This is a genomic window from Kitasatospora sp. NPDC028961, from assembly GCF_055564815.1.
This window is the reverse complement of the sequence record NZ_JBVHVO010000041.1, coordinates 1-14,952: the sequence shown is the minus strand read 5'-3', so window position 1 is coordinate 14,952 and position 14,952 is coordinate 1. Positions and strand designations below refer to the sequence as shown.

The window sequence follows — 14,952 nt, the reverse complement described above, 5'->3', positions numbered from 1 at the left end:
CGCGGTGCCCGCGCCCGCCCGGCCCGGCCCGCCGCACCTCGACGTCCCGGCCGGCTACACGGTGGCCGGGTACCGCATCGCCGAGCCGCTCGGCGCCGGTGCCTGGGGCAGCGTCTACGCCGCCCACCGGCCGGGCGGCGGACCGGCCGACCTCGCGGTCAAGTTCCTCTGCCCGGCCCGGCTCAGCCCCGGCCAGCGCCGCACCATGGCGCAGCTCGCGCGCAGCGAGATGCGGTTCGGCCGACGCGCGGACCACCCGAACCTGATCCGCACGCTCGCCGTCCTCACCGTCGCCGACCCCGCGCACCCGGGGCTCGACGGCGCACTGGCGCTGGTGATGGAACGCGCCGAGCGCAGCCTCCAGGACGTCCTCGCCGCCGCCCGGCCGCACACGCCCGTCCCCGACGCCGAGCGGATCCTGGCCGGGGTCTGCGCCGGGCTCGCCCACATGCACGCCGCGGGCTGGGTGCACGGCGACCTCAAGCCCGGCAACATCCTGCTGATGCCGGACGGCACCGCCCGGCTCGCCGACTTCGGCCTCACCGCCGAACTGGAGGGCACCCACGCCTACGCCCCGCCGCTCGGCTCGCCCGACCACGTGCCGCCCGAGTGGTGGTCCCAGCGCACCGGTGCGCGCGGTGTCGCGGTGCGGCCGAGCGCCGACATCTGGGCCTTCGGCGTGCTCGCCCACCAGCTGCTCACCGGCGGGCTGCACCCGTTCCTCGGGGCGACCGCCCGGGCCCGCGCGCTCGCCGCGCAGGCCTACGCGCGCGGCGTGGCGCCGTTGCGGCTGGACGACGCGCTGCCCGCGCGCTGGCGCCCGGCCGTCGCGGCCTGCCTGACCGCGGACCGGGCGGAGCGGGGGCGGGTGGACCTCGCCGCCCTGGGGGTCGCGCTGCTCGCGGCGGCGGCGCCCGGGCCCGCCGGCGCGCCGGGGGCGCGCGGCCCGGTACGGGCGCCGCGCCCGGAGCGCGCTCGCCGGCTGCTCGCCGGGGCCGGTCCGGCCGCGCTGGTCGCCGCCGTGCTGCTGCTCGCGGGCGGCCCTGAGCAGTCCGACCGGGCGTCCGACCGGGCGTCCGACCGGGCGTCCGGCCGGGCATCGGCAGGATTGGCGCCGGGTGCACCGACCGCGCCAGCGTCCGGTGGCCCGCCCTCCGGGGGAGCGGCGCAGGCGCCACCCTCGGCGACCGCCGCCCTGGCCCCGGCCGGGGGGATCCCGGCGGGCTCCGACATCCCCGAGGCGCTGCGCAGCCCGATCCAGGACGCCGCCCGGCGCTGCCCCGAGCCCGAGATCACCCCCGCCCTGCTGGCGGCCATGCTCAAGGCCGAGAGCGGCTTCGACCCGGAGGCCGCCCGCCCGGAGACCGGCGAGTACGGCGTCGCGATGTGGACGCCCACCGTCTTCAACGCCTGGGCGCAGGACGGCGACCACGACGGCACCAAGGACTACATGGACCCGGCCGACGCGATCGTCTCGATGGGCAACTACGTCTGCTGGCTCGACCAGCAGCTCAAGCGCCGCGGCTACACCCGGGACCTCCCGGCCCTGATCACCGCCGGCTACCGGACCAGCGACAAGACCGTCGCCGACGCGGGCGGCGTCCCCGACCGGGTGAAGCCGCACGTCGCGAGGGTGCTCGGCTACCTCGCGGAGTACGGGGGCTGAGCGGCCCGGAACGGTTCGGACACGGTATGACCCCGACCACATCCGTGCCGCCCCACCGGCGGGGTTGCCCGGCTACCGGGCCCCGGGAATGCGATGCTCGGCCGCATGATCACGAAGCTCCGCGCGGCCACCACGCAGTGGACCGTCGTCGTCCCGGTGGTGTCGTTCGTCGTCCTTGTCCTCACCTGGCACCGCGACCTGCCCGGCTGGGTGGTGGGCGTGATGGCCTGCTTCCTGGCCGGCGCGGTGCTCGCCGCGGTGCACCACGCCGAGGTGGTGGCGCACCGGGTGGGGGAGCCGTTCGGCTCGCTGGTGCTGGCGGTCGCGGTCACCGTCATCGAGGTGGCGCTGATCGTGACCCTGATGGCGGACGGCGGGGACAAGGCCGCGACGCTCGCCCGGGACACCGTGTTCGCCGCCGTGATGATCACCTGCAACGGCATCCTCGGCCTCTCCATCCTGGTGGCCGCGATCAAGTACCGGGTGGCGGTGTTCAACGCCGAGGGCACCGGCGCGGCGCTGGCCACCATCGGCACCCTCGCCACGCTCAGCCTGGTGCTGCCGACCTTCACCACCAGCTCGCCGGGACCGCAGTTCGCGCCCGCCCAGCTGGCCTTCGCGGCGGCCGCCTCGCTGGTGCTGTACGGGCTGTTCGTGGCCACCCTGACCTTCCGCCACCGGGACTACTTCCTGCCGGTCACCCCCGAGGGAAAGGTGCTCGACGAGGAGGACCACGCCGATCCGCCGACCATGCGCGCGACCCGGGTCAGCCTGGCCCTGCTGGCGGTGGCGCTGATCTCGGTGGTGGGCCTGGCCAAGGGCGTCTCGCCGACCATCGAGTCCGCCGTCTACTCGGCCGGGCTGCCGTCCTCCGTGGTGGGCGTGGTGATCGCCCTGCTGGTGCTGCTGCCGGAGACCATCGCGGCGCTGCGCTCGGCCCTGCGCAACCGGGTGCAGACCAGCCTCAACCTGGCGCTCGGCTCGGCGCTGGCGAGCATCGGCCTGACCATCCCGGCCGTCGCGATCGCCTCCGCCTGGCTCCCGGGGCCGCTGGAGCTGGGCCTCGGGCCGACGCACCTGGTGCTGCTCGTGCTGACCGTCGCGGTCGGCACGCTCACCGTCATCCCGCGCCGCGCGACGCCGCTGCAGGGCGCCGTCCACCTCTCGGTGCTGGCGGCGTACGTGGTGCTCGCGATCAATCCCTGAGCGGGCGGGGACCGGGCGGGAGCGGGCCGAAGCGGGCGGAACCGGCGGTCCGGCGACGAAGGGCGTCGCCGGACCGCCTTCCGCACGTCCGCCGGGCCGCCGTCCGCCCACCCGCCGCCCGGGCCCGCCGGGGCGGCGTGCGAGGATGGCCCGGACCGCCCCCGACGGCGGACCTCCGCCGACCGGCCACCCCCTTACCCCAGGGTGGCCCGACTGGGCACACGGCGACGAGGTCCGCGCTCCGTACCCCGGCAGCCATTCCGGCGCGGCGTCTCCCTGCCTGCTCCCCCTCACCTGCGAAGAAGACGCACCGCGATGCACCGCACCCGTTTCGCCGTACCCCCGTCCGGACCGAACCCCACCTCCCCGACCGCCCGCTCCCGCACCCGCTCCCGGGTACCGCTGCGCGCCGCCGCGCTCGGCGCGGGCGGGCTGCTGCTCTCCGGCTGCGGCAGCGCCCCCGTCGCCCAGCCCGGCAGCCAGCAGGACCTCCGCGCCCGCCTCCCCAAGGCCGTCAGGGACGCCGGAGTGCTCAAGATCGGCTCGTACCTGACCTACCCGCCGGTCGACTTCAAGGACCCGGCCGGCGAGCCCGCCGGGCTGGACCCGGAGCTCGCCAGGGCGATCGGCTCCCACCTCGGCCTCCGGGTCGAATTCACCGACATGCCGTTCGACAAGCTCATCCCGGCCGTCCAGGCCAAGCAGCTCGACCTGGCGATGTCGGCCGTCATCGACACCAAGCAGCGCCAGCTCGGCGCCGCCGACGACGGGCACCAGGCCGACCCCGGCGTGGACTTCGTCGACTACTTCGCCACCGGCACCTCGATGGTGGTCAAGGCCGGCAACCAGCTGAACCTCACCACGCTGGACAGCCTCTGCGGCCGGACCGTCGCCGTCCAGCGCGGCACCGTCCAGGACGAACTGGCCGGCCGGCAGACCGCGGCCTGCCTGCGGATCGGCAAGACCCTGCAGATCCACCGCTTCGACACCGACGAGCAGGCGCTCGCCGAGGTGGCCTCCGGCGCCGCGGTCGCCGATCTGAACGACTACCCGGTGGCCCAGTACAACACCACCCAGCCGGGCCGGGCCGGAGTGTTCCAGCTGGCCAACACGCATTTCCTGCAGTCCGGCCCCTACGGCATCACCGTCGCCAAGGACAACACCGCCCTGCGGGACGCCGTCGCCAAGGCGCTGGACCAGGTGATCCGCGGCGGCGAGTACGACAAGATCCTCGACAAGTGGAACGTCCGCTTCGGCGCGGTCTCCAGCGCGGTGGTCAACGGCGGCCTCTGACGCGGTGGCGCCGACCCCGCCCCGATGGCCGCAACGACCGGCGATCGGGGCGGGGCCCGCGTGTCGGGGCGCGGCACGGTGGCCGCTGTCCCTATCGTCTGAGACCGCTGAGTCCGCTGAGTCCGCAGCCGATCCGATGACCACGTGGGAGTGCGAGATGCCAGGCCCAGAGCAGCAGTTGCCCGCCGCCGGTGCCACCGGCCGCCCGGAGGACGGCGCCGACGTGATCGTGGTCGGCGCCGGCCCGGCGGGCTCCACCGCCGCCTACCACCTCGCGCGGACCGGGCTCGACGTGCTGCTGCTGGAGAAGTCCTCCTTCCCCCGGGAGAAGGTCTGCGGCGACGGCCTGACACCCCGTGCCACCAAGCAGCTGGTCGACCTCGGCATCGATGTCTCGGAGGAGGCCGGCTGGCTGCACAACCGGGGGCTGCGCCTGGTCTCCGGCCGGCGCACGCTGGAGCTGGACTGGCCGCAGCTGTCGGCCTTCCCCTCCTTCGGACTCGTCCGGCGGCGGGCGGACTTCGACGAGCTGCTCGCCCGCCGGGCCGCCTCGGCGGGTGCCCGGCTGGTCGAACACGCCAATGTGGCGGGCCCGTTGGTCGACGAGAGGACCGGCCGGATCACCGGTGTGACCGCCCGGCTGGGGGAGGACCGGCGGCCCGTCGACTACCGCGCGCCGCTGGTGGTCGCCGCCGACGGGAACTCCACCAGGCTCTCCCTCGCCATGAAGCGCTACCGCCGCACCGACCGCGCGATGGGCGTCGCCTACCGGACGTACTTCACCACCCCGCGGCACCAGGACCGCTACCTGGAGGCCTGGCTCGACCTGCGCGACCCGAAGGACCCGGCGCGACGCCTGCTGCCGGGCTACGCCTGGGTGTTCGGGATGGGCGACGGCACCGCCAACGTCGGCCTCGGCGTGCTGGACACCGCCGCGGTGGCCGGCGAACTCGACTGGCGCGACCTGCTGCGGCGCTGGTGCGCCGCGCTGCCGCCCGAGTACGGCTACACCCCCGAGGGCGTCACCGAGCCCGTCCGGGGCTCCGCCCTCCCGATGGGCCTCAACCGCCAACCCCACTACGCCGACGGCCTGTTGCTGGTCGGCGACGCGGGCGGGACGGTCAGCCCGGCGACCGGCGAGGGCATCGCCTACGCGATGGAGTCCGGCCGGTACGCCGCCGAGACGGTCGTCCAGGCGCTGGCCCGGCGCACCGACCGCGGCCGCGAACTCGCCCTGCGCGGCTACCCGCAGGCCTTGCGCTCCGCCTACGACGGCTACTTCGCGCTCGGCCGGCTCGTCGCCGACGTGCTCGGCCGCCCCCGGCTGCTCGGCGCCGCCGGTGTGCTCGGCCTCGGCCACCCGGCCCTGCTGAAGGTGGCCTTCCGGCTGATGGTCAACCTCACCGAGCCGAACTCCCGCGACGCCCTCGACAGGGTGGTGCACGCCCTCGGCAAGCTGGCACCCAGCAGCCGCTGACCGACGGCCGGTCGCCCCGGGGGCGTGACCCTCCAGTCTGCGCGCCCCCAGGGCCGGGCGGGCGCCGGTTGGCCGGATCCGGTGGGACGGGTGGTGTCGTGGGCCGTTCCGGTTGACGGGGGGTCAGGTGATCCGTTTGTCTGGGTGGCGACCCGGACACGGAGGGTGACCGACCATCCTCCGGTCCGCACCGACGCCGATCCGACGGAGACACCGTGCACCTTCGCCTTCGCCTGCTCCTCGCGCCGCTCACCGCGGTGGTGGCCCTGCTCGCCCCCGCCGTTCCGGCGTCCGCCGCCGACCCGGCCGAAGCCACCCCCTCCGACGCGTGCTCGGCGGCCGACCACCACGGCGACCCCCGCCTCGGCCCCGAGGACCTGCCGCGCACCGGCCCGGTCGGCCGCGAGCTGATCGGCTACCGGCGCACCGGCGGCCTCCCCGAGGACACGTTCCTCGCCACCTACTACGGCGCCACCGCGAACAACGGCGGCCCGGGCTGGATCTACCCGCCGGCCGACGGCTACCTCACCCTCCCCGACGGCACCCCGGTCGAGGTCGAGGTCACCCTGTACCCGAACCAGAACATCGACCGCTACGGCAGCGAGTACGGCGCCTTCCTCGCCCCCGAGGGCCTGCCCTACGCCAGCCGCTCGATCCCCCCGCAGAGCCTCGACAGCACCCCGGCGCCGAGCTGCAACTACCACGACTACCAGGTGCTCAAGCCGTTCAAGGTGCACGCCGGCCCGATCGCGCCGTGGTTCGGCCAGCCCGGTCTCGGCCTCCAGTACCAGCTCGACGCCGGGCTCGTGCCGGACGGGCCGGCCCGGCTGAACGTGCTCTGGCTCGTCGACCACGGGTACCTCGCCCGGATCTGACGCCCGCCGGAGCCGCCCGCCGGGCCTCCGCCGCCGGGAGGCCCGGCCGGGCGCGAAATTCGTTGGCGCGCCCACCCGGTCCGGGATAGGAAGGCCCGATGAGTACCACTGAGACCACCCCCGACCGGCGCGGCTTCACCGCCGTGATCCTCGACCTGGGCGACATCCAGCTCCACCCCTGGGGCCGGCTGACCGACGTCCGGGGCGGGGTGGTGCCCGGGCTGCTGGCCGCCGCCGCCGATCCGGAGATCGCCCGGTGGAACCCGCTCCGCGCCACCGACCCGGCCGGGGCCGAGGCCTACCTGGACCGCTGCGACGCGGGCTGGGCCGACGGCGCCACGGCCGCCTTCGCGGTGGTCGGCGCCGCCGGCGGCACGCTGCTCGGCAACTGCGCGCTCCGCTGGGTCGACCGCGCCGACGGGCTCGCGATGATCGGCTACTGGCTGCTCCCGGCCGCCCGCGGGCGCGGCGTCGCGACCCGGGCCGTCCGGGCCGTCACCGGCTGGGGCATCGCCACGGCCGGCACCCGCCGGATCGAGATCGCCCACGCGGTCGGCAACGACACCTCCTGCCGGGTGGCCGAGCGCTGCGGCTACCCCGCCGAGGGCACCCTGCGCGCCTCCCACCACTACGGCGACGGCGGCTACCAGGACGAGCACCTGCACGCCCGCCTCGCCACCGATCCCGAGCCGCCGCTGCGCTGACCGGTCCTCCCGGTCCGGCCCCGGCGCAGCCGTGCCCGGGCGCGCGGCGGGGGTACGGGCCTAGTCTGGAAGGGCGCGTCCGTGCGCGGTGCGGAACGGGGACGGTGGGCCATGACGGTCATCTCGGCGGCACTCTTCGGTACCGACTGGCGCACCGCGTCACCCGGCTCCGAAGCGTTGCTGCACGAGTGCGCGGCGCGAGGCTGGACGGTCCTGGTGATGGGGCCCGGGCCGACCGAGGTACCGGTCCTGGCCCTGGCGGCCCCGGGTGACGAGCCCGTCCGGGCGGCCCTCGGCCTGGTCGACGGCAGGCCCGAGCACGCGGTGGTGGTCGCCGCGAGCCTGCGCGAGGTGCTGATGGCGCGTCGCGCGCGGGTCCCGTGCGTCGCCGTGGCGGGCGACGCCGGACCGCGGTCCGAGCTGCGGGCGGCCGGCGCGGTCGAGGTGCACCGCGACGCCGCCGCCCTGTTGCGCGTGTTGGACGACAGCCTGTTGGCCCGGCCCCGGGCCTTCGGCGACTGCCGCCCGACGGCTCCGGCCGCACCGGCCGGCCGGAGCGGTTGACGTACACCCCGACCGGGCATCCGCCCGGAGACGAGGACGGCGTCACCGGAAGCGTCGGAGGTGACCGAGATGGACGGACCCGCGTTGAGCGGACGGGAGCGGCGTCTCCTGGAGGAGATCGAGAGCGATCTGCGCCAGGACGCCCGCCTGAACCGGCGGTTGAGCACGATGGGGGTCAAACAGCCGGGGCGGGTCCGGGGCGGGCTGAGTCGCCTGTGGCACCGGCTGCCCGCCGGGGTGGTGATGACGGCGCTGGTGATGTCCGCGATCTGCCTGAGCATCGGCGTGCGCACCCCGACCGTGCCCGTACTGACCGCCGTGGTACTGGTCTGGACGGTCAGCGTGGCCGTCGCGGCCGTGGTGGCGCTGCTGCTGCGGCGGCGCCGTCGCGCGGCCGGGATCCCCCCGGAGGGCCTGCTGGGCGGCGACCGCCCCGAGGGGCGGGAACGCCCGGACGGGCGGGACCGGCCCGAGGGCCGTGAGCGCCGGCCGTGGGACCGGCCGGAGGCGTGAGCACCATGACCACCGAACTGCGGGAGTACCGCCCGGGCTCCCACCATGCCGCCGACCAGACCCTGGTCGGCTACGAGGTCGAGGGCACCGACGGTCCGCTCGGGCGGGTCGAGCGGGACACCGGCGACCGGCTGCTGGTCGATGCCGGGGCGTGGGTGCCGGGCTTCCGGGTCCCGGTGCCGGTCGCCCTGGTGGCCCGGATCGACCACCTGGAGCTGGTGGTCCACCTGGACTGCCCCCGGGCGCACGTCCGCGCCCTGCCCCCGCCCGCCGTCGTCGAGGCGCGCGGGGGCGGCCGGCCGCCCCGGGGGTGATGCCGGCCCCGGGCGCGCGGATCAGTCGCCCCGCAGCCGGACGAAGGTGGCCGCCGGCGGCCGGCCGGTGACGGTCACCTCCGCCCGCAGCGGGCCGGTCAGCGGCCGCAGGCTGCCGTGGTCCGGGTCGCGCACCGGTGCGCCCAGCAGGCCGTCCACCGCCTCCGCCACCTGCCGCGCCTGCACCGCCGTGAGCCGGGGCGTGGAGAGCAGCACCGGGCCGTCGTCCAGCTCCAGGACCAGCGCCTGCGGCCGGGCGGCCGTTCCGACGACCGCCCGGACGGTCGCGTCGACGGTGTCGCTGCGCCGGTACTTGACCCAGAGCCGGCCGGCGCCGCGCGCCCGGTAGGCCGAGCCGGCGGCCTTGCAGACCAGCCCTTCGACGCCGGTGTCGGCCAGCTGCTCCATCCAGCTCAGCGCCTCCGTCCGGTCGGTGGTGGCCAGCACCGGCTGGACCGGCGGCGGGACGCCGTCGAGCGCGGCCAGCAGCAGCCGGCGCCGGTCGGTGAGCGGCAGCCGGCGGACGTCGCGCCCGGGCAGCGCGAGCAGGTCGAAGGCGACCAGCCCGAGCGCCACCCCGTCCGACGCCCGGCCCTCCCGGGTGCGCAGCAGCTCCTCGAAGGCGAACCTGCCGTCCCGCCAGGCGACCAGCTCCGCGTCCAGCACCAGCCCGGCGGGCAGCCGGGCCACGGCGGCGGCGATCGGGGGGAACTCCGCGCCGAGGTCCCGCCCGGACCGGGACTGCAGGAACGCCGGGCGCTCCCCGCGGGCGAAGGCCACACAGCGGAAGCCGTCCAGTTTCAGCTCGTACTGCACGCCGGAGCCGCCGAGACCGTCGGACGGCGGGACGGCGTTCACGGCGGCCGGGCGCATCACCTCGACGGGCGGCTCCAGCACCACCGGGGAGCCGGTGCCGCTATCGGTGTCGGTGCCGCTACCGGTGGCGGTGCGCGTGCGGGTGCTGCTGCGCGGCGGGTCGCTGCGGCCGGTCGGTGGCTCGTCCGGCGACGACGGCGCCGACGCCGGCGGGGGGAGCGGGCGGGCCCGTCCGCCGTCCAGGAGCGGCGCGAGCAGGTCCCCGAACTCCGCCAGCCGGTCCGGGAGTTCGGTGAGGTCGAAGGTCAGGTCCGCCGTCGAGCCGGCCGCCTCCAGCTCCGCCCAGGAGACCGGCGTGGACACCGTGGGCCGGGGCCGAGCCCGCAGGGTGTAGGGCGCGGCGGTGGTCTTCTTGCCGTTGTTCTGCGACCAGTCCACCAGGACCCGCCCGGCCCGGCGCGCCTTGGCCATGGTGTGCACCACCAGGTCCGGATGGGCCGCCTCCAGCGCGGCCGCGAGGGCCTTGGCGTAGGCGGAGACCTTGCTGCTGGGCGTCGGCTCCAGCGGCACCAGCAGGTGCAGCCCCTTGGAACCGGAGGTCTTCACCCAGCAGTCGAGGCCGTCCGCCGCCAGCCGCTCGCGCAGTAGCCCGGCCACCGTCCGGCAGGTCAGCACCGACGCGCCCTCGCCCGGGTCGAGGTCCAGCACCAGCCGGTCCGCCAGCCCGGGCGCGGCGGCGTGCCACTGCGGCACGTGCAGCTCCAGACAGCCCAGGTTGGCCGCCCAGAGCAGCGCCGCACCGTCGTCCAGCACCACCTGCCGGAGGTCCCCGGAGCTGCTCGGCACCTCCACGGTGCGGACCCAGCGGGGTGTCCCGGCGGGCGGGTTCTTGGCGATGAACGCCTCGCCCTCGACCCCCTCCGGACAGCGCAGGAAGGAGACCGGACGGTCCTGCAGATGGGGCAGCAGCACGGTGTGCACGGCCGCGTAGTAGCGCAGCACGTCCCCCTTCAGCGTGCCGGTGCGCGGGTAGTACACCTTGTCCAGGTGCGAGAGGGCGATCGTGCGCCCGTCCACCACCATCTGCGGCATGGCCGCCTCCGAGCTGCGCCGGGACCGCGCGCCCGTTCGCCGGGCCCGCGCAGCCAGTCTGCCCGCCCGCCCGCTACGGCGCGAGCAGGCTACGGGCCGTCCGGAGCAGCTCCTCGTCGGCGGCCGGCTCGCGCACCCCGGCGAGGCCGGAGCGGAACAGCGAGGCGCCCTCGACCAGCATCAGGAACACCTGGGCGCGGCCCTGGACGACGGCCTCCGGCAGGTCGGGCCGGCGGTCGGCGAGGAAGGCCGCGATCCGGGCCCGGTAGTCGGCGTAGAAGGCGCGGACGGCGTCCGCCACCGCCTCGTCCCGGGCGGCGAAGGCCCAGACCTCGGCGAACAGCCGCACCAGCCGGGCGTCCTCCTGCTCGGCCAGCAGGGCGCTGATCAGCGCCTGTGCCGTCCGGTCGGCGGCCTCGGCCGCCCCGGCGCCCGCCTGGTCCGCCGTCGCCGCCGGGTCCGCCGGGGCGAGCAGAGGTGCCAGCCGCTCGGCGGACCGGGTGAGCACCCGACCCAGGACGGCCGCCACCAGCGCGGCATGCGTCGGGAAGTAGTACTGCAGATGCCCCAGCCGGACCCCGGCCGCCGCCGCGACCGCCCGCATCGACAGCTCGGTGCCGCCCGCGGTCACCAGCAGGTCCTCGGCCGCGTCCAGGAGTTCCGCGCGCCGCTGCTCGCCCTTGCCGCTCACGCCGCCACCGCCGCCCGCTCGCTCCGGACGTCGACCGTGACGCCCAGGGCCGCGAGGTCGGCCAGGACCCGCCCCGGGCGGGGCGTCTGCTCGGGGAACGCCACCCCGACCGGAGCCGGCGCGCCGTCCGTCCCGAGCACCCGTCGCAGGCCCAGCAGGGCGCCGACCGCCGTCAGGTGCGCCTGCCCGGAGCGGTCCTCGACCACCGCTCCCAGCCCGGCCCCGCCGTGCCCGACGTCGATCCGCAACCGGGCCACGCCGCCCTCGCCGGGCGAGTACAGCAGGGCGCGCCGGGCCGGCTCCCAGCGGTCGCCCCGGCCCCAGCGGAAGAGTCCGGTGTGCTTGGCGGCCAGCAGCGCCGCGGTGCTGAGCGGGGAGCTGAAGCCGATCCGGGTGGTGGCGGTGGTCGTACCGAGCGTGAGGGGGAGGGTGAACTGCTCCGGTGTGTCGATCCCGGCGACCTTGGTGGCGTCGTCACCGATCCGTACGGTGCGCGGCCCGCTGAGCGGGGCCACCGACCGGCGGCGGCCGTCCCGGACCACCTCGTAGTCCAGGCCGAGCCGGTCCATGAACTCCACCGAGTCGGCGCCGGCCCGGTCCGCGAGGTCCCAGCGGATGGCGGTCTCGACCCGCTCGGCGCCGCCGAGCCGCTCCGCCAGGGCGGCCGCGACCAGGCTGGTGACCCCGCCCATCCAGGCGGAGGAGAGCAGCACGGGGCTGCTCGGGCGCAGCAGCGCCGCCACCGTGGCGGCCCGCTGGAGCCGGGCCGTCCAGCGGGTCACGTCCACGAACGGCACACCGGCCCGGACGGCGGCCCGCAGCACGCGGTCGTCCGGGTCGTTGACCACCCCCACCACGGCGCGGACGGCGGCGTCGAAGGGCGCCGGGTCGGCGAGGTCCCAGCGGCGGACGGTGACGGCGGGGGTGCCGGCCGGCTGCCCGAGCTCCTGGGCGAGCGCGGCCCCGCGCTGCTCGGAGCGGCCGGTCAGCAGCAGGGGCCAGTCGGGCGCCGCCAGCCGGGCCAGCTCGGCGCCGACGGTGCCGTAGCCGCCGACCAGCAGGACGGGACCCTCGGGATCGTGGGTCAGGTGGTCGTGGACGTCCGGGGAGAGGTTCATGGGGAAAGAATAGGTCAGTCGACCTAAAAGTTCTGTGAGCCCGTCAACGGAGCCCCGTCACCAGCGCGTACGCGTCCCCGACGTGGTCCTCGATCCGGGCCCAGTCGACCGGCGGCCCGTCGAGACGCACCCCGACCCAACCGCGGTGGCCCACGTACGGAGGTCGGAAGTACCGCTCCGGCGCCTCGGCGACCAGGAACTCCTGGGCGCCCGCCGGAGCCGGGCACCAGAAGGCGAGGCGGTCGTCGTGGTGGTGGTCGGCGAGCATCACGAACACCCGGGCCCGCCGCCCGGCCCCGGCGAACCAGGTCGGCTCCCCGTGGCTGACCCGCTCGGACACCCCCGGCAGCGCCAGGCAGAGCGCCCGCAGCCGGTCGACGGGGCCCGCCACCCCCGTAGGGGGCCCCGCCGGCCCCCCGGCCGTCACCGCGGCCACCGCCTCAGCCGGCCGACGGGCGCGGCGAGCCCGGGTAGGTGCCGAAGTACCACTGGTTGCCCTCCGGGTCGGCGGCCGCGAAGTCCCGCGAGCCGTACTCGGTCTCGTGCAGCTCCTTGGTGATCCGGGCCCCGGCGGCCACGGCCCGCGCGTGCAGGGCGTCCGGCTCCGCCGTGACCACGTACGCGCTGAAGGCGCCCGGCTGCCCGGGGCAGGGCTCGCCGCCCTCGGCCTCGGGCCGGTCGGAGCCCAGCATCACGCCCCCGCCCTCCGGCCAGGCCAGCTCGGCGTGCGCGACGAACTCGCCCTCGCCGTACGCGACGACCTCCTCGAAGCCGAAGGCCTCCACCAGGAAGCGGATCAGGGCACGGGCGTCGCGGGCGCGCAGGCTGGGCCAGACCTGCGGGGCGGGAGTCTTGTCGTTCATGGGGATCTGCCTCCTCGGGGCGGTTCGGGTCCCTCTCACGACCCCCACTCTGGCGCCGCCGCCCCCGGGCCGCCTTGGACGTTTCGGAACTTCGCCGCGTCCGGGCCCTCCTCGGCCAGCCAGAGGCTGGGCGCGCACCCGGCCAGCGCGCGGAACTCGCGGGCCAGGTGGGCCTGGTCGAAGTAGCCGCAGCGGGCCGCCAGCTCCGCCAGCCGGGGCGCCGGGCCCGCAGCGGCCAGCAGGTGCCGGGCGCGGTCGAACCGGATCACCCGGGCGGCGGCCTTCGGGGTCAGCCCGGTCTCGTGGCGGAACCGGCTCCGCAGGTGCCGGCTGCTCCATCCGGTCTCCCGCGCCAGCGCCGACACCGGGAGCGACCCGCCACTGCGCCGCAGCTCGGACCAGGCGCGGACGACCTCGGGCGGCACCCGCCCGGAGGGACGGGCGGCCCGCAGCAGCGCGCCGTCCAGGGCTGCGAACCGCTCCGGCCAGCCGGCGGCCAGCTGGAGCTCCTCCTGGAGCCGCCCGCTCGCCCGCCCCAGCACGGCGTCCGCGGGCACGTCCAGGCCTGCCAACTCCCCGGCCGGCAGGCCGAGCAGGGCCCGGGCGGCCAGCGGGTGGACGGCGATCTGGACGCCGGACTGCCGCCCGTCGTGGGTGATCAGGGCGGGCGAGGTGTGCAGCCCGCCGAGCAGGGTGGCGTAGTCGCCGCCGGGCTGGGCCGGATCCGGGTGCCCGGCGACGGTCAGCGGCTCGTCCAGGGTGAGGACGAAGGTCAGGTACGGGGACGGCAGGCCCCGGTGCACGGCGGGTGCCAGGCCGCGCTGGCGGTAGCCGGAGTACCAGGCCACGTACGGGCGCAGCGCGCCGGTGGGCCGGGCCCGTACGGACTCGTCGACCGGGTCGGGGAGGTCCTGCGTCACGCCCCCAGTATCGGTCCGGTGCCGGTCCCGGCGGGCCGGGGGCGCCGCCGTGCTGGCTCGCGGGCGCCCGGGGTGTTGCTTATGGTGAGCGCACCGGAACAGCCGGTGCTCGGGGGGAAGACCTGCGAAGGAGTCCCAGTGACCACTGCCCGAGAGATCATGCATACCGGTGCCCAGTGCATCCGCGCCGACCAGACGCTCGCCGAAGCCGCCATGATGATGCGGGACATGAACGTCGGCGCTCTCCCGATCTGCGGCGACGACCAGAAGCTGAAGGGCATCATCACCGACCGCGACATCGTGGTCCGATGTATCGCCGAGGGCAAGGAGCCGGCGGACATGACCGCCATGGAGCTGGCCGGGCACCTGCACTGCGTCCGCGCCGACGACTCCATGGAGGCGGTGCTGAAGAAGATGGAGCAGCACCAGATCCGGCGCATCCCGGTGATCGACGGCGACCGGTTGGTGGGCATGATCAGCGAGGCCGACCTGGCCATGGGCCACCGCGACGGCCACCGGCTGACGGACCAGCAGATCATCGAATTCATGGACAGCGTCTACATGATGCGGTGATCGCGCGGCGCCGGGCCCGGTGCGGGAGCGCCCCGGGTCGAGTCGGCCGGTGCCCCTCCGCGTGAGCGGTTCGGCGCCGTCCGGGTGTGCCACGACGCCGCTGGACCGGACCGGGTGGTCGGGTGCAGCGGCGTTGTCGTGCCCGGGTGGGCGGGTGTGGCGGGTGGTGGTGGGGGTGTTACTTGGTGAGGCCGGCCTTGACGGAGCAGACGGGCCAGGCGCCGGGGCCCTGGGCGGCGAGGACCTTCTCGCCGATGGCGATCTGCT

At 76.2% G+C, this 14,952-nt stretch carries 16 protein-coding genes and 1 pseudogene; 10 read left to right on the top strand and 7 right to left on the bottom strand.

Translation table 11 applies throughout. From position 1 onward, the window contains the following. The first annotated feature begins 4 nt into the window (after positions 1–4). The 9 genes from ACZ4UX_RS35520 (at position 5) to ACZ4UX_RS35480 (ending at position 8,612) form a co-directional block, all read left to right on the top strand. The gene (locus tag ACZ4UX_RS35520; RefSeq protein ID WP_465709649.1) at positions 5–1,666 is read left to right on the top strand and encodes a serine/threonine-protein kinase; all 1,662 of its coding nucleotides are present in this window, start codon (positions 5–7) and stop codon (positions 1,664–1,666) included. A 105-nt stretch (positions 1,667–1,771) separates the two neighbouring features. Next, positions 1,772–2,872, top strand: a complete 1,101-nt coding sequence (locus tag ACZ4UX_RS35515) for a calcium:cation antiporter (RefSeq protein WP_329491194.1) — start codon at positions 1,772–1,774, stop codon at positions 2,870–2,872. Positions 2,873–3,187: 315 nt separating this feature from the next. Further along, positions 3,188–4,165 carry an ABC transporter substrate-binding protein gene (locus ACZ4UX_RS35510; protein ID WP_465709648.1) on the top strand — a complete coding sequence of 326 codons (978 nt, stop codon included), beginning with the start codon at positions 3,188–3,190 and terminating at the stop codon, positions 4,163–4,165. A 157-nt stretch (positions 4,166–4,322) separates the two neighbouring features. Continuing rightward, positions 4,323–5,642 (top strand): geranylgeranyl reductase family protein, encoded by a 1,320-nt coding sequence (locus tag ACZ4UX_RS35505; RefSeq protein ID WP_465709647.1) that lies wholly within the window; start codon positions 4,323–4,325, stop codon positions 5,640–5,642. A gap of 215 nt (positions 5,643–5,857) precedes the next feature. Next, positions 5,858–6,517, top strand: a complete 660-nt coding sequence (locus tag ACZ4UX_RS35500; protein WP_465709646.1) for a TNT domain-containing protein — start codon at positions 5,858–5,860, stop codon at positions 6,515–6,517. Between the two features lie 98 nt (positions 6,518–6,615). Continuing rightward, positions 6,616–7,221: a GNAT family N-acetyltransferase gene (locus tag ACZ4UX_RS35495; protein WP_329491198.1), complete on the top strand. Its 606-nt coding sequence runs from the start codon at positions 6,616–6,618 to the stop codon at positions 7,219–7,221. Between the two features lie 111 nt (positions 7,222–7,332). After that, entirely contained in the window at positions 7,333–7,785 is a 453-nt protein-coding gene (locus ACZ4UX_RS35490; RefSeq protein WP_465709645.1) for an HAD family hydrolase, read from the top strand. Between the two features lie 69 nt (positions 7,786–7,854). After that, positions 7,855–8,298 carry a hypothetical protein gene (locus ACZ4UX_RS35485; RefSeq protein WP_359839705.1) on the top strand — a complete coding sequence of 148 codons (444 nt, stop codon included), beginning with the start codon at positions 7,855–7,857 and terminating at the stop codon, positions 8,296–8,298. 5 nt (positions 8,299–8,303) lie between these two features. Continuing rightward, positions 8,304–8,612 (top strand): hypothetical protein, encoded by a 309-nt coding sequence (locus ACZ4UX_RS35480; RefSeq protein WP_329491201.1) that lies wholly within the window; start codon positions 8,304–8,306, stop codon positions 8,610–8,612. Between the two features lie 21 nt (positions 8,613–8,633). Here ACZ4UX_RS35480 and ligD read toward each other — a convergent pair whose 3' ends face one another. The 6 genes from ligD to ACZ4UX_RS35450 form a co-directional block, all read right to left on the bottom strand. Continuing rightward, a complete protein-coding gene (gene ligD, locus ACZ4UX_RS35475) occupies positions 8,634–10,520 on the bottom strand; it encodes a non-homologous end-joining DNA ligase (RefSeq protein ID WP_465709644.1) in 1,887 nt (628 codons plus the stop codon). A gap of 73 nt (positions 10,521–10,593) precedes the next feature. Next, a complete protein-coding gene (locus tag ACZ4UX_RS35470) occupies positions 10,594–11,211 on the bottom strand; it encodes a TetR family transcriptional regulator (protein WP_465709643.1) in 618 nt (205 codons plus the stop codon). After that, positions 11,208–12,329 carry a saccharopine dehydrogenase family protein gene (locus tag ACZ4UX_RS35465; protein WP_465709642.1) on the bottom strand — a complete coding sequence of 374 codons (1,122 nt, stop codon included), beginning with the start codon at positions 12,327–12,329 and terminating at the stop codon, positions 11,208–11,210. Before ACZ4UX_RS35465 ends, ACZ4UX_RS35470 begins: the two co-directional genes overlap by 4 nt. Before the next feature lie 43 nt (positions 12,330–12,372). After that, positions 12,373–12,720, bottom strand: coding sequence for an MmcQ/YjbR family DNA-binding protein (locus ACZ4UX_RS35460; RefSeq protein WP_465709641.1), 348 nt, complete (start codon positions 12,718–12,720; stop codon positions 12,373–12,375). A 49-nt stretch (positions 12,721–12,769) separates the two neighbouring features. After that, positions 12,770–13,192: a VOC family protein gene (locus ACZ4UX_RS35455; protein WP_465709640.1), complete on the bottom strand. Its 423-nt coding sequence runs from the start codon at positions 13,190–13,192 to the stop codon at positions 12,770–12,772. Positions 13,193–13,227: 35 nt separating this feature from the next. Further along, positions 13,228–14,112, bottom strand: a complete 885-nt coding sequence (locus ACZ4UX_RS35450) for a helix-turn-helix domain-containing protein (RefSeq protein WP_465709639.1) — start codon at positions 14,110–14,112, stop codon at positions 13,228–13,230. Between the two features lie 138 nt (positions 14,113–14,250). On the opposite strand from ACZ4UX_RS35450, the gene ACZ4UX_RS35445 reads away from it, so the two are divergent. Then, positions 14,251–14,685 carry a CBS domain-containing protein gene (locus ACZ4UX_RS35445; RefSeq protein WP_329491208.1) on the top strand — a complete coding sequence of 145 codons (435 nt, stop codon included), beginning with the start codon at positions 14,251–14,253 and terminating at the stop codon, positions 14,683–14,685. A 181-nt stretch (positions 14,686–14,866) separates the two neighbouring features. On the opposite strand, the pseudogene ACZ4UX_RS35440 reads toward ACZ4UX_RS35445, so the two are convergent. Then, positions 14,867–14,952 (bottom strand): annotated as a pseudogene (locus ACZ4UX_RS35440) (transglycosylase family protein); the annotation flags it as partial.